The organism is Amnibacterium flavum (assembly GCF_003097495.1).
Taxonomy (GTDB): domain Bacteria; phylum Actinomycetota; class Actinomycetes; order Actinomycetales; family Microbacteriaceae; genus Naasia; species Naasia flava.
In genome coordinates this window covers 415,300-434,037 of record NZ_QEOP01000002.1, presented here as the reverse complement: position 1 = coordinate 434,037, position 18,738 = coordinate 415,300, and the positions used below count along the sequence as shown (strand labels likewise).

Annotated in this window: 13 protein-coding genes; 9 read left to right on the top strand and 4 right to left on the bottom strand. The window is 70.0% G+C overall.

The window, feature by feature from the left end:
• The first annotated feature begins 148 nt into the window (after positions 1 to 148).
• Genes DDQ50_RS09710 through DDQ50_RS09695 form a run of 4 tightly spaced genes read left to right on the top strand, consistent with a single transcriptional unit; the run spans position 149 to position 5,229 of the window.
• Positions 149 to 1,798 carry an ABC transporter substrate-binding protein gene (locus DDQ50_RS09710; protein WP_116756538.1) on the top strand — a complete coding sequence of 550 codons (1,650 nt, stop codon included), beginning with the start codon at positions 149 to 151 and terminating at the stop codon, positions 1,796 to 1,798.
• Entirely contained in the window at positions 1,776 to 2,759 is a 984-nt protein-coding gene (locus DDQ50_RS09705; protein WP_116756537.1) for an ABC transporter permease, read from the top strand. Before DDQ50_RS09710 ends, DDQ50_RS09705 begins: the two co-directional genes overlap by 23 nt.
• Positions 2,756 to 3,622 (top strand): ABC transporter permease, encoded by an 867-nt coding sequence (locus DDQ50_RS09700; protein WP_116756536.1) that lies wholly within the window; start codon positions 2,756 to 2,758, stop codon positions 3,620 to 3,622. The genes DDQ50_RS09705 and DDQ50_RS09700 overlap by 4 nt, the downstream gene beginning before the upstream one ends.
• The gene (locus tag DDQ50_RS09695) at positions 3,619 to 5,229 is read left to right on the top strand and encodes a dipeptide ABC transporter ATP-binding protein (RefSeq protein WP_116756535.1); all 1,611 of its coding nucleotides are present in this window, start codon (positions 3,619 to 3,621) and stop codon (positions 5,227 to 5,229) included. Before DDQ50_RS09700 ends, DDQ50_RS09695 begins: the two co-directional genes overlap by 4 nt.
• Before the next feature lie 17 nt (positions 5,230 to 5,246).
• Here the strand turns inward: DDQ50_RS09695 and DDQ50_RS09690 are convergent, their stop codons facing one another.
• The gene (locus tag DDQ50_RS09690; RefSeq protein ID WP_116756534.1) at positions 5,247 to 6,665 is read right to left on the bottom strand and encodes an XRE family transcriptional regulator; all 1,419 of its coding nucleotides are present in this window, start codon (positions 6,663 to 6,665) and stop codon (positions 5,247 to 5,249) included.
• Between the two features lie 113 nt (positions 6,666 to 6,778).
• Here DDQ50_RS09690 and DDQ50_RS09685 point away from each other — a divergent pair, with 113 nt between their 5' ends.
• The gene (locus tag DDQ50_RS09685; RefSeq protein WP_116756533.1) at positions 6,779 to 8,641 is read left to right on the top strand and encodes a phosphoenolpyruvate carboxykinase (GTP); all 1,863 of its coding nucleotides are present in this window, start codon (positions 6,779 to 6,781) and stop codon (positions 8,639 to 8,641) included.
• A gap of 345 nt (positions 8,642 to 8,986) precedes the next feature.
• Here DDQ50_RS09685 and DDQ50_RS09680 read toward each other — a convergent pair whose 3' ends face one another.
• Entirely contained in the window at positions 8,987 to 12,751 is a 3,765-nt protein-coding gene (locus DDQ50_RS09680) for an SCO7613 C-terminal domain-containing membrane protein (protein WP_116756532.1), read from the bottom strand.
• 165 nt (positions 12,752 to 12,916) lie between these two features.
• Here DDQ50_RS09680 and DDQ50_RS09675 point away from each other — a divergent pair, with 165 nt between their 5' ends.
• From DDQ50_RS09675 to DDQ50_RS09660, 4 genes are all read left to right on the top strand, one after another.
• The gene (locus tag DDQ50_RS09675) at positions 12,917 to 13,657 is read left to right on the top strand and encodes a creatininase family protein (protein WP_116756531.1); all 741 of its coding nucleotides are present in this window, start codon (positions 12,917 to 12,919) and stop codon (positions 13,655 to 13,657) included.
• 215 nt (positions 13,658 to 13,872) lie between these two features.
• Positions 13,873 to 16,482: a valine--tRNA ligase gene (valS, locus tag DDQ50_RS09670; RefSeq protein WP_116756530.1), complete on the top strand. Its 2,610-nt coding sequence runs from the start codon at positions 13,873 to 13,875 to the stop codon at positions 16,480 to 16,482.
• 26 nt (positions 16,483 to 16,508) lie between these two features.
• Complete coding sequence (locus DDQ50_RS17665) at positions 16,509 to 17,240, top strand: GNAT family N-acetyltransferase (protein WP_338065148.1); 732 nt, start codon at positions 16,509 to 16,511, stop codon at positions 17,238 to 17,240.
• A 17-nt stretch (positions 17,241 to 17,257) separates the two neighbouring features.
• The gene (locus tag DDQ50_RS09660; protein ID WP_116756529.1) at positions 17,258 to 17,551 is read left to right on the top strand and encodes a hypothetical protein; all 294 of its coding nucleotides are present in this window, start codon (positions 17,258 to 17,260) and stop codon (positions 17,549 to 17,551) included.
• 57 nt (positions 17,552 to 17,608) lie between these two features.
• Here DDQ50_RS09660 and DDQ50_RS09655 read toward each other — a convergent pair whose 3' ends face one another.
• Positions 17,609 to 18,193: an HdeD family acid-resistance protein gene (locus DDQ50_RS09655; protein ID WP_116756528.1), complete on the bottom strand. Its 585-nt coding sequence runs from the start codon at positions 18,191 to 18,193 to the stop codon at positions 17,609 to 17,611.
• 178 nt (positions 18,194 to 18,371) lie between these two features.
• Positions 18,372 to 18,650, bottom strand: a complete 279-nt coding sequence (locus DDQ50_RS09650; RefSeq protein WP_116756527.1) for a hypothetical protein — start codon at positions 18,648 to 18,650, stop codon at positions 18,372 to 18,374.
• Positions 18,651 to 18,738: the final 88 nt, after the last annotated feature.

Sequence of the window (18,738 nt, the reverse complement as noted above, 5' to 3'; positions counted from 1 at the left end):
TCCGTCGTACTCATCGCGGCCATCACCCCCTCGAATGGATCTATATTGGTACGGGTCCGAATATTGGACTGCGTCTAACAATCACACCTGAAGAGAATCTAGCCAAGGATCGCGGGCTAGCCACAAGAAGACGGGCACAGCAACCCCCATGCAGCAACAGCATCTCCGTCCTGCACTCCTCCGCGCGACAGCGGCGATCAGCGCCCTCGTGCTCGCCGGGTGCACCAGCTCCCCCGCCGAGACGGCGACGAACGACGAACCGAAGACGGGCGGAACCCTCGTCTACGCGTCGGGAGATGCCGAGCCCACCTGCCTCGACCCGCACGTCGGCGGCAACTACCCGCAGGCCCTCCTGGCCACGCAGGTGCTCGAGTCGCTCGTCTCCCGCGACAGCGAGGGCACGATCATCCCCTGGCTCGCGACCGGATGGGAGGTCGCCGACGACGGCCTCAGCGTGACTTTCACACTGCGGGACGACGTGACGTTCACCGACGGGACCCCGTTCGATGCGGAAGCCGTGAAGGCCAACATCGAGCACGTGAAGGATCCCGCGACGGGATCCTCGACCGGATACCTCGCCATGGGCAAGGTCGATTCCGTCGAAGCGGTCGACGCCACGACCGCCAAGTTCAACCTCTCGGCGCCGGACAGCGCACTCCTCGAGTCGCTCTCCCAGACGTGGGTCGCGATCGAATCCCCCGCCGGTCTCGAACGGGGCACCGACGCGAACTGCGAGGCCCCGATCGGCACCGGTCCGTTCGTCATCACCGACTGGGTCAAGCAGGACTCCGTCACCCTCGAACGCAACGACGACTACGTCTCCCCGCCCGCCGACGCAGGGCATGACGGCGCCGCCTACCTCGACGCCATCACCTGGCGCTTCATCCCCGACTCCGCCTCCCGCTACGCCGCACTGCAGGCGGGCGAGGTCGACGTGATCGACAACGCACAGCCCGACACCCTCGTCGCCGCGGAAGGCGAGGACGGCCTCAGCGAGCTCGACGCACCGCGCCCGGGATCGTCGAACCGGATCGAACTCAACTCGGGCAAGGCGCCGTTCGACGACGTGGCCGTGCGCGAGGCGTTCATCCGATCGGCCCAGGTCGACGAGGGAATCGAGAGCCTCTTCTTCGGCACGGCGGATCGTTCCTACTCGCCGCTCGCGAGCGTCGAATCCGCCGCCTACTCCGACCCGAGCCTGTTCGAGTACGACCTCGACGCGGCGAACGAACTTCTCGACGACGCCGGCTGGACTGAGCGCGACAGCGACGGGTACCGCGTCAAGGACGGCGAGCGGCTGACGGTCGCCTTCCCGGTCAGCACGAACCAGTCGATCCCGGCCGAGCAGTCGCTGTTCGAGCAGATCCAGGCCACCACGAAGGAGGCCGGCTTCGCCGTCGAGCTGAGCCCGCTCGACCTGTCGAGCTGGTACGGAGCGCTCGCGGCGAACGAGTACGACGCCGTCAGCGCCCCCTACACGAAGGTCGGACCCGACGTGCTGCGGATCCTCTACGACTCGGCCGGCATCACGCCCGCACCGAGCGGTTACTTCGCGAACCACTCCCAGGTGAGCATCCCCGAGCTCGACGCTCTGCTCGACCAGGCGAACGCGACGACCGATGAGGCCGAGCGCACTGATCTCTACGCGCAGGCCCAGGCGATCGTCCTCGAGGGGTTCTACATCCTCCCGCTCTACGACCAGCAGAACCACTACCTGCTGCGAGACAGCGTGGTCGGGCTGCGAGCCATGCCGACGGTGTCGACGCCGACGTTCTATGACGCCTGGCTCGACGAGTGAGACGAGGGCGCCCGCGCGGAGATCGCGCGCGGGCGCCCTCGCCCTTCGGCTGACCGGACGCCTCGCCGGCGGGGTGTTCGTGCTGTGGGCCGTCGCCACCCTGACCTTTTTCGCCATCCGGTTGATCCCGGGCGACCCCGCCCAAGCCGTGCTCGGCGGTCCCGGCTCCCAGGCCTCGGAGGAGGCGCTTGCCGCCGCACGCGCCGAGTACGGACTCGATCAGCCGATCCTCGTCCAGTACCTGCTGCAGCTCGGCCGATTGGCGACGGGTGACTTCGGCAGCTCGTACTCGCTCCGGACCGAGGTCGCCCCCCTGCTGCTCTCGCAGCTCAGCGGGACCCTGCTGCTCGCCGGCCTCTCCCTCGCCATCGCGTGGCTGCTCGCTCTGCTCGTCGCGACCTGGACCACACGCGGCACGCGTGCCGCCGAGTGGGTGGGATCCGGACTCGAGATCGTGGGCGCCGGCCTGCCGCACTTCTGGTTGGCGACGCTCGTCATCCTCGTCTTCAGCGTCGGTCTCGGCTGGCTGCCCCCGATCAGCACCCCCGGCCCGCTCGGGCTGGTGCTCCCGGTACTGACCCTGGCGGTGCCGCTCGCCGGATTCCTCGGGCAGGTCATGCGCGAATCGCTGCTCGATGCTCTCGACTCGCCGTACGCCCTTTCGGCTCGCGCGAGGGGCGAGAGCGAGACCGGAGTGCGACTCGTGCACGCGCTGCGGCACGCGGCGCTGCCCGGCATCTCGCTGTCGGGCTGGGCATTCGGCTACCTGATCAGCGGCGCCGTCGTCGTCGAGACGATATTCGCGCGGCCGGGACTCGGGCGGACGCTGCTGAACGCCGTCACCCTCCGGGACGTCCCCGTCGTCATCGGGGTCGTCATGATCGTCGCGCTGACCTACATCCTCGTCACCGTGCTCACCGACCTGCTCGGCCGAATCGTCGATCCGACGGCCCGCGCATGAGCGCTCTCGAGGTCGAAGCGGTCGCCGATCGCCTGGCGACCCACCGCTCGGCCGGTCCGCGGCATCGTTTCGGGTTCGGCGAGATCCTCGCCGCCCTCTTCCTGCTGTTCGTGCTCGTCGCGGCCATCGCACCCGCGCTGCTCTCCCCGACCGATCCCCTCGCCATCGACCCCGGCGACGCGTTCTCCCCGCCGTCGCTCGCGCAGATCTTCGGGACGGACGAGTCGGGGCGGAACATCTACAGCCGCGTGGTCCACGGCGCGGCCAGCTCGCTCGTCATCGGCGTCTCGGCGACGGTCATCGGACTCGGACTCGGCGTGCTGCTCGGAGTCGTCGCGGGTCTCGGCGGCCGAGTCGTCGACTTCGGCGTCAACCGCCTACTCGAGGTCCTCTTCGCGCTCCCCGGGCTGCTGCTCGCCCTGTTCCTCATCGTCGTCATCGGCCCCGGCGTCGTCACGACCACACTCGCCGTCGGCATCTCGACGGCGCCGGGATACGCGCGCATCATCCGCGCCCAGCTCATCGCGGTGCGATCCTCGGCGTACGTCGAGGCGGCGACCGTTCAGGGGCGCGGGCGCTGGTGGATCCTCCGCCGCCACCTGCTGCCGAACACCCTCGCACCCCTGCTCGCGCTCGGAACGCTGGGGGTCGGTCAGGCGATCGTCTGGGCGTCCGCGCTCAGCTTCCTCGGACTCGGCGCGGTACCGCCGTCGCCCGAGTGGGGCGCGATGCTGGCGGCCGGGCGCACCTACCTGTCGAGCGCGTGGTGGATGAGCGTCTTCCCGGGGCTCTTCATCGTGCTCACCGCGGTCTGCGCGACGGTGCTCGGGCGCGGAGTGCAGCGCAGGACGAGGCAGCGATGACGGACCTGCTGAGAGTCGAGGGCCTGCGCGTCGCATTCGGCGAGCGCGACGTCGTGCGCGGAGTCGACCTGCGGGTGGGTGCCGGTGAGTGCCTCGCCATCGTCGGCGAGTCGGGATCGGGCAAGAGCGTCACGGCGCGCGCGCTGCTGGGTCTGACGGGCGGGCGCGTGGACGCCGACGCGCTCGCACTGAACGGCCGGTCGCTGCTCGGACTCTCGGAGCGGAAGTGGCGCGAGATCCGCGGACGCGAGATCGGGCTCATCTCGCAGGACGCGCTCGTCTCGCTCGATCCGTTCCGACCGATCGGCCGGGAGATCGGGGACGCGCTCCGGCTGCACACGCGAATGAGCGCTTCGGCGCGGCGTGGACGGGTGCTCGAGACCCTCGCCGAGGTCGGCTTGCCCGATCCTGCTCTGCGGTTCGGCCAGCGGTCAGGCGACCTGTCGGGCGGACAACGCCAGCGCGCGCTCATCGCCTCGGCGGTCGTCTCCCGCCCACCGCTGATCGTGGCCGACGAGCCGACGACCGCGCTGGACGTGACGGTCCAGGCGCAGATCCTCGACCTGCTCCGCAGCCTGACCCGCGAGGGTGCTGGCCTCGTGCTCATCAGTCACGACCTGGCCGTGGTGTCCGCCATCGCCGACCGGATCGCCGTCATGAGCGATGGGGTCATCGTCGAGGAGGGCCCGACCTCGCGGGTCCTCACCTCGCCCGTCGCCGAGCAGACGCGGGCGCTCATCGCAGCGGTGCCGTTCGGACGGCCGCGGGGCAGCCGGCTCAGCGCGGGCGGGCCGGCCGCCTCGGCGGGTCCCCTCACGGCACCCGCCTCTTCGCCGACTCCCGCACTCCGCGCGACCGGGCTGACGAAGACGTTCCGGCTCCCCGGTCGCGATCCGCTGACGGCCGTCGCCGATGTCTCGTTCGAGCTGCCGGCCGGCACGACGCTCGGGCTCGTCGGGGAATCCGGATCGGGCAAGTCGACCACCGCGCGCCTCGTGCTCGCCCTCACGACACCGGACGCCGGTGAGGTGCAGGTCGAGGGACGACCGTGGAGCGCGCTCGGCGAATCCGCGCGCGGCCCCCACCGCCGGCTCATGGGTGCGATCTATCAGGACCCGCTCAGCTCGTTCGATCCGAGGCTCTCCGTGCGCGACATCCTCGGCGACGCGATCCCCCGCGACATCGCCGACGGCCGGACCGCCCGACTGGCCGAGGCGCGACGACTGCTGGGGACGGTCGGCCTCGACGACGGGCTGCTCGACCGGCGACCGCTGCACCTGTCGGGCGGCCAGCGCCAGCGCGTCTCCATCGCCCGAGCGCTCGCACCGCGCCCGCGCATCCTGATCTGCGACGAGCCCGTGTCCGCGCTCGACGTATCGGTGCAGGCCACGGTTCTCGACCTGCTGGACGAGCTGCAGCGGGAACTCGGGCTCAGCTACCTGTTCATCTCCCACGACCTCGGTGTCATCCAGCACGTGAGCGACACCGTCGCGGTGATGGAGGCGGGGCGGATCGTCGAGACGGGCCCGACGGAGCAGCTCTTCCGCGAGCCGCGGCACCCGTACACCCGGCGTCTCCTGGATTCGGCACCGCGGCTCCCGGTCTGATCCGGCGCGGCAGGACCTCAGCGCTCCGAGTGCTCCTGCAGGAACTCGTAGACCTCGCGGTCGTCCACCCCGGGGAATGTGCCGGAGGGCAGCGGCGACAGGATGTGGGCGTGCAGCTTGGCGCTCGGCCAGGCCTTCCCCTTCCACTGCTCCACGAGCTGGGCGTCCGCGGCGACGCCGACTGGCCCTGTTGCATCCGAGCGCAGCCGGGTGTCCCGTCCGCGGAACCACTTGGAGTCCTGGAAACGGACGCCGACGGCGATGGAGAACTCCTCGGTCGGTGTCGTGCCGGTCTGCACCGCGCACCAGAACGAGCCGACGGGCGTGTCGGTGATCTGGTGGAACTCGCTCGTGCGATTCGTTCGCTCGAACGCGGTCCGGGCCGCCCAACCGCGGGGAACGAGCTGACCTTCCACCGATCCGCTGACATCGGTCGGCAGAGGGAGCCCGTCGTTCTCGTACGCCTTGTAGATCGCCCCGTCATCTCCGACCCGCAGGAAGTGGACCTGCAGGTCGAGGTGCTTCGTCGCGAGGTTCGTGAAGCGCAGGGCTGCCGCCTCGTGGGTCACCCCGAACGCATCACGGAAGTCCTCGATGGCGAGGTCTCGTCGACCCTTCGCGGCAGCGAGGAAGTCGACGCTCGCCGTCTCGGGCATGAGGCACGCGGCCGCGAAGTAGTTGATCTCGAGCCGCTGCCGCAGGAACTCGGCGTAGCTCGGCGGCTCGCGGTGGCCGAGCACCCGGTGCGCCATCGCCTGGAGCGCGAGCGCGCGGAGACCGTGACCGCCGGGGATCGAGGCGGGCGGGAGGTAGATCCGGCCGTTCTCCAGGTCGGTGACGGACCGCGTCGAGTGCGGCAGGTCGCCCACATGGATGATCTCGAAGCCGAGGTGCCGCGCCATCCGCGCGACGTTGTGGTGGGTCAGCGCCCCGCGCTCGTGGCCGACCACGGACAGCAGATCCAACGCCTCGCGCTCGAGGTCGGGCTGGTAGTTGTCGTGGCCCCTCATCACGAGACGCAGCTCGGTGTTCGCGCGTCGCGCTTCCTCGGGAGTCGCGATCGCCTCGGTGGCCCGGCGCCTGAGCTCGCGATGCAGGCCGACGAGCGCCTCGAGCACGTCGGGTGAGAGCGACTTCGCGGAGGTCACGCGCGGCAGGCCCAGCGATGCGTAGGCGGGTGTCGTCTGGGCGCGCTCCAGCTCGATCTCGAGAGCGGAGCGCGCGTCGGGCGCGTCACCGCGGAGGAGCTCCGCGGGTTCGACGTCGAGGCCGGCCGCGATCGCGCTGATCTGCGACAACCGCGCCTCGCGTCGGCCGTTCTCGATGAGCGACAGCTGACTGCCCGCGAGCCCCGCCCGCTCCCCCAGCTGTTCGAGCGTCAACGACCGCTCCCGGCGGAAGTGCCGGATGCGTCGGCCGACCGTAAGCGCGTCCACTCTTTACTCCAATGTTAAGAATCCCCGAATTTTACGGACGATATCCCGAATCCTGCCGTCTGAGAAGACTCAGACTGAAATTTCCCAGGCGGACTCTCTCGAACAGGCGACCAATGGCGATCCTCAGTCCTTCACCTCTCACCGCTGACGACACGACGCGACCAGCTCGCACCGTTCACCCCGGCCGGGCGGGCGTCGCCGCCTGGGTCACGGAGGTGGCCGCGCTGACGAAGCCCGATCGCATCCACTGGTGCACGGGGGACGCGTCCGAGTGGGATCTGCTCACCGGGCAGCTGGTCGCCGACGGCTCCCTGGTCCGCCTCGACCCCGGACTCCGACCGAACAGCTTCCTCGCCCGCAGCGACCCCCGCGACGTCGCCCGCGTCGAGGAGCGCACCTTCATCTGCTCCGTCGACCCCGACGACGCGGGCCCGACCAACAACTGGCGCGAGCCGTCGGCCATGAAGGCCGAGCTCACTGACCTGTTCGACGGCGCGATGCGGGGACGCACCATGTACGTCGTCCCGTTCTCGATGGGCCCGATCGGCAGCCCTCTCGCCAAGCTGGGCGTCCAGATCACGGATTCCCCCTACGCGGTCATCTCCATGCAGATCATGACCCGGATGGGCACCGCCGCCCTCGACGAGATCGGGCCCGACACCGAATGGGTTCCCGCGCTGCACAGCGTCGGATACCCGCTCGTCGACGCCTCGGGCATCGCACGTGCCGACGTGCCGTGGCCGAGCAACGCGACGAAGTTCATCAGCCACTTCCCGGAGACACGGGAGATCTGGTCGTACGGCTCGGGCTACGGGGGCAACTCCCTGCTCGGCAAGAAGTGCTTCGCGCTCCGCATCGCCTCGGTCCTGGCTCGCGACGAGGGCTGGCTGGCCGAGCACATGCTCCTCGTCAAGGTCACCTCGCCGGAAGGCGTCAGCCACAACCTGGCCGCCGCGTTCCCGTCGGCCTGCGGAAAGACCAACTTCGCCATGATGCGGCCCACGATCCCCGGCTGGAAGGTCGAGACCATCGGCGACGACATCGCCTGGCTGCGCCCTGACGCCGAGGGCCGACTGCGGGCGATCAACCCCGAGCGCGGGTTCTTCGGTGTCGCGCCCGGCACCGGCGACTCGACGAACCCGGTCGCCGTCGCCACCATCTGGGGCAACACCGTGTTCACGAACGTCGCCCTCACCGACGACGGCGACGTCTGGTGGGAGGGACTCACCGACGAGGCTCCCGAGCACCTGACTGACTGGCGCGGCGATTCCTGGACACCCGACTCGGCGACGCCCGCGGCGCACCCGAACTCGCGTTTCACCGCACCCGCCGACCAGTGCGCGACCATCGCCGACGAGTGGGACTCCCCCGAAGGCGTCGTCATCGACGCCATCGTCTTCGGAGGGCGCCGATCGACCAACATCCCCCTCGTGGCCGAGTCGATCGACTGGGCGCACGGCGTCTACATGGGAGCCACCATGTCGAGCGAGCAGACCGCGGCGGCGGAGGGCACGGTCGGCGAGCTGCGGCACGACCCGTTCGCGATGCTGCCGTTCTGCGGCTACAACATGGCCGACTACTGGGCGCACTGGCTCGAGGTCGGCGAACAGCTCGGCGACCGCGCGCCGCGGATCTTCCAGGTGAACTGGTTCCGCAAGGGTGCCGACGGCAGCTACCTCTGGCCGGGCTTCGGCGAGAACAGCCGCGTTGTCGAGTGGATCGCTCGGCGACTCGAGGACGAGGTCGCGGCCCTGCAGACCCCTGCGGGGCGGATCCCCTTCGAGAAGGACTTCTCACTCGAGGGCATCGACCTGGGCCCGCGCGACTGGCAGCAACTGTTCGAGGTCGACCCGATCTCGTGGCTGCACGAGTCGGATCTGACCACCGAGCACTTCGCGCGCTTTGGAGACCGCGTGCCGCGCCAGCTGCTCTCGCACCTGTCCCTTCTGCGCTGGGACCTCGCCTCGCGCCTCTGACCACCGCCCGCCCGCTGAGCGAAACGAAGCGAGCACTTCCGCCCACCCCGCCCGCTGAGCGAAGCGAAGCGAGCGCCCGCTCCGCCCGCCCGCTGAGCCCGTCGAAGCGAGCAGTTCCGCCCACCCCGCCCGCTGAGCCCGTCGAAGCGAGCAGTTAAGCACTGTTGAAGCCCGCGGCCTCTCGTTTCGACTAGCTCAACGAACTGACGGCTCTTCGTTTCGACGAGCTCAACGGGCGGACGGCCTCTCGTTTCGACGAGCTCAACGGGCAGCGGCCTCTCGTTTCGACGAGCTCTACGGGCGGACGGCGCCTCGTTCCGGCGGGCTCGACGGGCGCCAACCGGGTCAGCGCAGTTCGCGGATGCGGGCCGCGACTCCTCCGCCCTGCGCGGTCTTGCGTTCCGACGTCACGGCCAGCGCGAGCAGCACCGCGCCTGCGGTCGCGAGTGTGATCCACCACGGCAGCGCGCTGATCTCCCGCCCGATCTGGACGACGAAGACGACGATGTTCTCGATCGGCAGTGCGACGAGGCCGAGCACGAACGGGGCGGCCAGGCGACGTGCGGATCCCACCAGGATCGCCGCGAGTGCGAGAGCGATGACGAGGATGGCCCGCGGAGTCGCAGGGTCGGTTCCGGTCGCGAGCACGGACGGCAGGATCGTCAGAAAGATACCGGGCCCCAGCAGCCGCCAGGATCCACCCCACCCCCGCGGCCAGTCCGAGAGCCGTCCGCTCCTGCGGATACCGGGATCTCCGCCGCTCCTCGCCTCGTGCGCCCAGGTCAGCACCCCCGCCGCGAGCACCGCGAGCCCGAGCGGCAGCGAGAACCATTCGACCCGCAGATCGCGCGGAGACCAGGCGACGACCGCGGTGATCCAGGCGACGAGGTAGGTCACGATCACCGGCGGGAAGAGGGTCGGGCCGCGCTGAGCCCGTGACACCGAGATGAGCAGCACCACCAGCAGGATCATCATGAGCGTCCAGAGGGTCCAGATGACCGCCCAGTCGTCCCGGATCGTGCTGATCGGGCCGGCGACGAGGTAGAGGACGGCCGGGACGGATCCCCACCTGCCCGACAGGCCCCGGCCGACGGAGCGCCAGCGCGCTGACCCGGAGCCGTCGCTCGACGGGTCCGTCGACGAGACGGCAACGGGCGCGACGGCTGCTCGGCGCGCCGCGGCGACCGCGAGTGTCACCGCGATCACACTCAACAGGAGGACGACGAGCAGCAGGTTCCCGACCGAATCGAATCTGACGTCGACCTCGAGGCCGTAACGCACGGCTTGGACGGGCCCGGCGGCCGCGGCGACGACCGCGAGCAGGAGGAGGGCTCCGCGGATGGGCCGGAACCGGTTCGCCTCGCCGATGAGATAGGCCGCGACGAGGAACAGAGCCGAGGCGATGAGCAGCGCCGACGCGCGCCATGGGACGTGCACCCCGTCTGTCTCGCCGTCGCCGATGACGAGGAGCAGGACCAGGGTGGGCAGCAGCGCGATCGCGAGGCCGCTGGCGACGAGTGGCGCACCGGACCGGTGACGGGCGAGGGCCACGAGCCCGACGACGACGGCTGCGAGCGCCGGAGGCAGGATGTAGGCCTCAACGAGACCGACTCCGACGAGGGCCCACACACTCCAGAGCGCGCCCGTCCAGCAGGCGGCGGCGAGCCACCATCCCCACCGCCGGCCCGAGTAGACGCGAGCCGCCGCCGCACCCGCACCGAGCACGAGGAGGACGATCACCGTCGTGCCGAGCCCCGCCGCTTCGCGCAGAAGTGACAGCAGCACCGTGATCGCGGCGGTCAGAAGCGTGGACAGCTGGATGACCGCGACCTCGAGCGCCCCCACCGAACCGTGACCGCGGGCGGCCAGCAGCCGTTCGACCGACCGCAGAGCAGCGAGCACGACCCCGACGACGACGGCGATCACCGGGAGCACGACGGGTGATCCGCTCGACGGGAGCGACCAGGCGCCGAGCGTCACCAGCACGACGGCGACCGCGGGCACGATGATCGCCGCGGCGGCGATGCGCACGACGGGGCTCAGCCGCGGGCGTCTCGTGAGCACGAGCGAAACCGCCAGAGCGGCGATCAGCGCGGTGGACAGCGCCGTCCACCCGGTCCGTTCGACGAGGACGGAGGCGACGCCGGCGAGGAACGGCAACGCCGTCACGACGAGGACCGCGTACCAGGCGCGCACCGGGATCCGCTCCCACGCCGTCGTGACGAGGGCGGCGACCGCGCCGACCGACACGGTGAGGCTGAGAACCGCGATCGGCTCGAGTTCGGTCTGGTCGAACGCGGTCGCGACGATGCCGAGCGCGTAGGCGTATCCCGCACCGACGTGCACGAACCTCACGGGCTCGGGCACCGTCCGGGTCGCTACCGCGAGTGCGCCGAGAACGGGCGCCCCCGCGATCACCGCGATGATCGGGCTGCCCTCCCACGAGATGAAGGCGGCGAGCACGACGGCGAGGTGAGCGCCGACGGCGATCGGGACCACCAGGCGACGCTCGAGAGCGCGGAAGCGGAGGATCACAAACCCGAGGCCGACGGCGAGTGCCAACGCGAGCGCGATCTGCGCGGCCTGCACGAGGAGGGGAAGGGGCGTCGCGGCGAGGGCTGCGAGGACACCCATCCAGACGGCCGCGGTGATGGCCGCGCGGGATGTCGCCGGACGTGAGCGGGCGATGCGGGCCGCGATCGCGAGACCCGCGGCGACGGCGAACAGCCCGAGCACCGCGGCATCCCCGGCGAACGAGGCGGTCAGCTCGCCGCCGGGCGACGTGGTCAGCGCATCGGCGGGGTCGGCGGTCGACGAGCCGTCGAAGCGGCGTGCGAGCAGCAGGTCGAGCAGGGGCGATGACAGCTGACCCAGCGCGATCAGCGTGGCCGGCAGTGTCGACATCACGAGAACACCCGCAACGCCGACCGTGAACGCGGTGCGCCGGACCGGCCCGAGGCGGGGCAGCGCCGCCGCCGCGATCAATGCGAGCGCCGCGAACAGCGGGACCGTCGAGAGCAGCCACCGCTCGTCGAGGGCCTCGGCTGCGAACGGGAGGACGGCGATCGCGGCAGCCGCGGAGGCGCCGACGGTGAGGCTCCAGAACCGTCGGATCTGGATGCGGGCGGCGAACACGGCGAGCGCCGCCAGCACGGCGAAGACGAGGGCGATGATCAGCACCCGGCCGGGACCGTCGATGTCGACGAACGGCACGGCGACCACTGCGATGACAGCAGCGACCACCTGGAGCACGGTGATCGTCGTCCGTTCGGTCGCAGGGTGGTCGGTGACCCGCGACCGGCCCAGGAGGGCGTGCCCGACGAGCGCTGCGGCCACTGAGCCGAGGGCCCCTGCTACCGTTCCGAGCACGCCGGCTCCGCCGAATCCGAAGAATGCGGGCGTGATGGTGAGGCCCACCGAGGCGAACCACTGGAGCGAGCGCAGACGGATGAGCTGCGCGAGGCCGAACAGCACGATGGTCGCGACGAGGGTCGCGATGCCGAGACTGGTCCAGAACGCCGTGGCCGCGGCACCCGATGCCGCACCCGATGCGGTCAACCCGACGAAGATCGCCCCCAGAGCGCCGATCGCCTCGGCCGAGAACGTGAGACCGCGACGGGCCAGCAGCCACGCGCCGGCGAGGAACAGCGCGGCGATGGCGCCGACGATGACGGTGCGAGTTCCGAGATCTGTGAGATCGGGGTTGAAGAAGACGAAGACCACCGCGGCGACGGCGAACAGGCCCGCTCCCGCGACCGCGAGCAGGGATTGAACGCTGTATCCGCCCCGATCGGCGGGTGCGAGGACGATCGCGCCGGGCTGAAGGGAGGAGACCGGCCGGGCGGCCTCGGTCGGTGGGCCGGCTGCCGGAACGGCCTGGCGGATGGGGAGCTTCGCGATGAGGGCTGCGCGCGCCCGCAGAGCATCGGCCACGGCGACCGACGCCTGCCATACCGCGGCACCCTCAGCACCGTCGAGGACCGCGTGGCACACGCTGCAGGAGGGGGCACCCTGAAGCGTCGCCCCGCAGCGCGGACAGCGGTGCATGTCGGTCACATGACGCGCCGTCTGCTCACTCCACTCGGCGCTCGCCTGCCCGGGTTCGCTCATCGGTGACCCTTTCGCTCTGCGATCGAAGCTATCGGTTCCGGGCCTCGACTTGCGAGATGCACCTGATCCAAGGCCGATTCGACACTCGCGCTTCGCGCGCTGTTCGCGCTCGTGCACCGCCGGCACGAAGCGGATCACGGCTTCTCGGGCCACTATCCTGAGCCGATGATCGAGGCCCACCGTTCATCCTGGACCGACGTGTCCGACCATCTCGCGACCGTCTCGTCGGTAGCGATCCTGCCGTTCGGCGCGACCGAGGCGCACGGGCCGCACCTGCCTCTCGGAACCGACACGATGGTCGCCGACGAGGTGGCCCGGCGCATCGCGGAGGAGTTCGACGCCGTGCTCCTGCCTCCTGTCCACTACGGCGACACCTGGGGCACCGCCGGATACCCGGGCACGATGTCGCTCTCGACGGAGACGGTCGCGGCGATCGCCGTCGACCTCGGCCGGGCCGCGTCCGCCGCGGGGGCGCGACTGTTCGTGATCGTCAACGGCGACTTCGGCAACCGCATCCCCCTCGCGCTCGCGACTCGCACTCTCGCCACGATCGAGGGATTCACCGCCCTCACGATCGACTACCCGGGCATGGACGACGCGATCGAGTCGGTGCGCGTGGCCCTGCCCGCGGCCCCCGGGTTGAACCACGCCGAGGAGGCCGAGACCTCGATCATCCTCGCGCTCGATCCCGATGCCGTGCATCCCGACCGGTACCGGTCCGAGTATCCCGAGTTCCCCGCCGACTTCGGTCTGCGCCCGATGCAGGTGCACCGCTTCTCGGCCAGCGGCGTGTTCGGCGACCCGAGTCACGCCACGGCCGACAAGGGCCGCGCGATCCTCGACGCGACGGTCGCCGAATCCGTGCGCCGGCTCCGCCCCCTCGTCGAGTCGCTCGACCGCAGCTGAGGCCCGCCTCCCTTCACGAATGCAAGGAGTTCGGCCCCGAATCCGGCCCATTCCGGCCGTTCTGGCTCGCCGACCGGCCCGATCTGCGTGATCCGCGCTGATCGGACGCGATGACGTCGACGACGTCGATGGCGATAAACTCGTCCTGTCGCATTCCGCGACCACATTCAGGCACCCTCACGCGGTGCCGCACATATCGAACCGGAGCTCCCTCGATGTCGTCGCCCGCCAGCATTCCCGACAAGCCAGCACTCGAAGGCCTCGAAGCCAAATGGGGCGAGACCTGGGAGTCCGCCGGGGTCTATCGGTTCGATCGCACCGGCCGCACCCGCGGTGACATCTACTCGATCGACACTCCCCCGCCGACCGCCTCCGGTTCGCTGCACATCGGGCACGTGTTCAGCTACACCCACACCGACGTCATCGCGCGGTTCCAGCGCATGCTCGGCAAGACCGTCTTCTACCCGATGGGCTGGGACGACAACGGTCTGCCCACCGAGCGCCGCGTCCAGAACTACTACGGCGTCCGCTGCGACCCGACGCTCCCCTACGAGCCGGGTTTCGTCCCGCCGTTCGAGGGCGGCGACAACAAGAGCAGCAAGGCCGCCGATCAGCAGCCCATCTCGCGCCGCAACTTCATCGAGCTGTGCGAGAGGCTGACCGTCGAGGACGAGAAGCAGTTCGAGGCCGTCTGGCGCATCCTCGGTCTCTCGGTCGACTGGACCCAGACCTACCGCACCATCGGCGACGACGCCCGTGCCGCATCGCAGAAGGCGTTCCTGCGCAACCTCGCCCGCGGCGAGGCCTACCAGGCCGACGCGCCCACCCTGTGGGACGTCACCTTCCGCACCGCCGTCGCGCAGGCCGAGCTCGAGGACCGCGTCCAGCCCGGCTTCTACCACCGCATCGCCTTCACCCGACCCGATGGCGGCCAGATCGAGATCGAGACCAGCCGCCCCGAGCTGCTCCCGTCCTGCGTCGCCCTGGTCGCGCACCCCGACGACGAGCGCTACAAGCCGCTGTTCGGCACGACCGTCACCTCGCCCGTCTTCGGCGTCGAGGTGCCCGTGCTCGCCCACCACCTCGCCCAGGCCGACAAGGGCACCGGCATCGCCATGATCTGCACCTTCGGCGACGTCACCGACGTCGTCTGGTGGCGTGAGCTCGACCTGCCCAACCGTGCCGTGATCGGATTCGACGGCCGGTTCTCGGGTGAGGCGCCCGCCGCGATCACGAGCGACTTCGGCCGCGACGCCTACGCCCAGCTCGCCGGAAAGACCGTCTTCTCCGCCAAGCAGACCGTGGTCGAGCTCCTCCGCTCAACCGGTGAACTGCTCGAGGACCCCAAGCCCGTCCAGCACCCGGTCAAGTTCTTCGAGAAGGGCGACCGCCCCCTCGAGATCGTGTCGACCCGCCAGTGGTACATCACCAACGGCGGACGCGATCCGCAGCTCCGCGAGCGCCTCATCGAGCTCGGCACAGAGATCGACTTCCTGCCCGACTTCATGCGCGTCCGGTACGAGAACTGGGTGCGCGGTCTCGCCGGCGACTGGCTGGTCTCCCGTCAGCGCTTCTTCGGTGTGCCGCTGCCCGTCTGGTACCGCGTCGACGCCGACGGCAACCCTCTCTTCGAGGAGTTCATCGTCCCCGACGAGTCGACGCTGCCGATCGATCCGTCGAGCGACGTGCCCCCGGGCTACACCGAGGACCAGCGCGGCGCCGCCGGCGGGTTCATCGGCGAACTCGACGTGATGGACACCTGGGCGACCTCGTCGCTCACCCCGCAGCTCGCGGGCGGCTGGGACCGCGACGACGAGCTGTGGAACCTGGTGTTCCCCTACGACCTGCGCCCGCAGGGTCAGGACATCATCCGCACCTGGCTGTTCTCGACCGCACTCCGCTCGCTGCTCGAAGAGGGCGTCAAGCCGTGGTCGCACGCATCGATCTCGGGCTTCATCGTCGATCCCGACCGCAAGAAGATGTCGAAGTCGAAGGGCAACGTCGTCACGCCGGCCGCGATGCTCGAGCAGCACGGCTCCGACGCCGTCCGCTACTGGGCCGCCTCGAGCAGGCTCGGCACCGACGCCGCGTTCGATCCGCAGAACCCGACCCAGATCCGCATCGGGCGACGCCTCGCGATCAAGATCCTCAACGCGGCGAAGTTCATCCTCGGGTTCGACGCTGAGACCGCGGCCGCCATCCCGGCAGGTCGCGCAGCGGTCACGCATCCGCTCGACTGGAGCATGCTGACCACCCTCGACGCCGTGGTGGCGACCGCGACGACCGCGCTCACCGAGTACGACCACGCGCGCGCGCTCGAGACGACGGAGCAGTTCTTCTGGAACTTCTGCGACGACTACCTCGAGCTGGTCAAGGAGCGCGCCTACGGCACAGCAGGCGGCGAGGACGGCGGGCAGGCATCCGCCATCGCCGCTCTCCGCGATGCGCTGTCGACGCTGCTGCGACTGTTCGCCCCCTTCGTGCCGTTCGCGACGGAGGAGGCGTGGTCCTGGTTCGCCGACGGATCCGTGCACACGGTCCCGTGGCCGGTTCCCGGAGACGTCCCGGAGAGCGCGGATGCGCAGCTCCTGACCCTGGCGAGCGAGGCGCTCATCACGATCCGTCGCGCGAAGACCGACGCGAAGGCATCGCAGAAGACCCGGGTCGCCCAGGCGACCATAGTCGGGCCTCTTGCTCAGGTCGAACTGCTACAACTCGCTGAAGCAGATCTTCGCGCGGTGGGACGCATAGAGGAACTGGGCTTCGGTCCGGGTGATGCGTTGGCCGTGACCCACATCGAACTTATTCCGAACGAGGAGCTGTGAACACAGTTCCGACCAGCAGAAACGGCATGATCATTCACGACAGCAGCACTGACCTCAGCACTCCCCTCGATGAGAATCTCGACGAGAGCATCGTGGGACACGACGACACCGACGCGCCGATCACCGGACCGATCAGCGCCCGTCGATCGAGCGATGCCGACCTCGCCTCTGGCGAGTCGGGGGCCGAGGACGCCACCATGGTGACGGGCGCCGATCCCGAGGCCGCGACCACCGGTGGTGACGAGATCGAAGCGACCGCCGAGGCCGACAGCACGGCCGTCGGTACGACGAGCACCGGGGGAAGCAGCATGACCGTGACAATCCGACCCGTCGAGCAGGGCGACTTCTTCGCCTGGTACGGCCTCTACGCCGGGTACGCGGACTTCTACGAGGAGCCGCTGACCGACGACCGCGCCATGCGCGTCTGGGCCTGGCTCTTCAGCGACGACTTCGCCACGCACGGACTGGTCGCGGTCGACGGCGACGGCGAGCTCGTCGGTCTCGCGCACATCCGTTCGTTCGAACGCCCCCTCGCGGGCGAGATCGGCCTCTACCTCGACGACCTGTTCGTCCGCGAGGACAAGCGCGGCACGGGCGTCGGCCGGACTCTGATCGATGCGGTCGCCGCGGAGGCGAAGAAGAACGGGCAGAAGACCGTCCGCTGGATCACCGCCGAGGACAACGCCACGGCGCGCGCCCTGTACGACCAGGTCGCCAAGAAGACGGCCTACGTCACCTACGACCTGACCGTCGACTGACGCGGCCGGGTGAATCGGTGATCCAGCTCGGCACCCGCTGGCCGTTCGGAGGCGAACCGCCTGAGAATCTCGGGATCGCCTTCGCGGATGCCGTGCGCGAGGTCGAGGCCGAGGTCCGCACCGTCGGAGTGGCTGCAGGCGCACCGGATGACGGCACCTGGACCTTGACCTGGCTCGAGCGTCGCCCCACGGCATCCCTCGATGTCGAGACGGTCACGGAGGACACGTACGCCGTCACAGCGGACACCCGCGGAACGGTGACGGTCCTCCGAACGAACCCGACCCAGGCCGACGACGACGACGCCTGGTGACTCCACCGATCGCGTACCACCCGCCCACCCGCTACCGCGGTTTGCGGGAGGTCGGGGTCAGATGGCGGGGTCGGGTGCCGCGGTCTTGGCCTGGCGGGGCAGGGTCAGCAGGGTCGTCAGGCTGACGACGATGAGCAGAACCGAGCCGATGAGGACGAGGGTCCGGATACCGGTGGCGGGCAGCACGAACATGGCGACACCGGCGGCGATCGAGATGATGCCGCTGACGAAGCCGAACCAGCGGGGACGGATCGCGTCGCGCAGGCCGAGCATGAAGTCGACGACGCCGTCGAGGATCCAGCCGAAGCCGATCACGAATGCGAGCACGATCAGCGACTCGAACGGGTCGGCGAGGCAGATGATGCCCGCGATCACGACGAAGAATCCGAGGATGCCGCTGATCCAGCGGAGCGAGGCCGTCATGTTGGCCGCGATGACGGCGGACAGGATGCGGAAGATCCCGGTGGCGACGAGGAAGCTGCCGAACAGCACGGCGACGGTCAGCTCGGTGACGCCCGGGAAGAGCAGACCGACGACACCGAGCACCAGCCCGATGACGGCGATGGCGATGATCTGCCCGCGGTGCACCCGAGCGAGTCCGCTCAGGTCGATGGCCAGCGGATTGTTCTGAAAGCTGCTCACAGCGCTCGTTCCCCCTTGATAATGCCGCGACACTGGCCGCGGGTCGCGCCCAGTCTGGCACCGAGGCCACCGCGCGCGGCATACCTCGTCCTGGTCACACGATCGTGTCGCTTCGACCACCACACCGCTCGCCTCGTCATGCGAGGTCGAAGCGGTGCGACGGTCGGAGCGGAGCCGTTCACAGGATGGGCGGGAGGGCACGTCCTCCCGCGTGCCGTTCGCGCGCAGCGTCGGCGCCCGCGCGGCGCATCCGCAGCAGTTCGTCGACGCGTTCGCTGGTGAGCGGACCGCCGGCGGGGCGACGCCGGGTGGGACGCTGCCCCCACAGGATGAGAGCGAGACCGAGCCGCATCGCGGTCCGGTCGATCAGGCCGAGGCGCCCGGCGGGCACCACGACGATGGTGTGCTGTTCGGTTCCGGCACCGGTGTGTTCGCCGGCGCCGAGGGTCGTATTCATGTCGATGTCCTCGATCGAGGGATGCCCGGCCGGCTGGCTCGGGCAGGTGCCGCGGAGGCGGCGGGAAGCCCGCAGACGTCGAAGGAGA

Bases quoted from the DNA above. Each gene is read 5' to 3' on its own strand.
- DDQ50_RS09710 (WP_116756538.1), top strand. From the start codon at position 149: ATGCAGCAACAGCATCTCCGTCCTGCACTCCTCCGCGCGACAGCGGCG.
- DDQ50_RS09705 (WP_116756537.1), top strand. From the start codon at position 1,776: ATGACGCCTGGCTCGACGAGTGAGACGAGGGCGCCCGCGCGGAGATCG.
- DDQ50_RS09700 (WP_116756536.1), top strand. From the start codon at position 2,756: ATGAGCGCTCTCGAGGTCGAAGCGGTCGCCGATCGCCTGGCGACCCAC.
- DDQ50_RS09695 (WP_116756535.1), top strand. From the start codon at position 3,619: ATGACGGACCTGCTGAGAGTCGAGGGCCTGCGCGTCGCATTCGGCGAG.
- DDQ50_RS09685 (WP_116756533.1), top strand. From the start codon at position 6,779: ATGGCGATCCTCAGTCCTTCACCTCTCACCGCTGACGACACGACGCGA.
- DDQ50_RS09680 (WP_116756532.1), bottom strand. From the start codon at position 12,751: ATGAGCGAACCCGGGCAGGCGAGCGCCGAGTGGAGTGAGCAGACGGCG.
- DDQ50_RS09675 (WP_116756531.1), top strand. From the start codon at position 12,917: ATGATCGAGGCCCACCGTTCATCCTGGACCGACGTGTCCGACCATCTC.
- valS (WP_116756530.1), top strand. From the start codon at position 13,873: ATGTCGTCGCCCGCCAGCATTCCCGACAAGCCAGCACTCGAAGGCCTC.
- DDQ50_RS17665 (WP_338065148.1), top strand. From the start codon at position 16,509: ATGATCATTCACGACAGCAGCACTGACCTCAGCACTCCCCTCGATGAG.
- DDQ50_RS09650 (WP_116756527.1), bottom strand. From the start codon at position 18,650: ATGAATACGACCCTCGGCGCCGGCGAACACACCGGTGCCGGAACCGAA.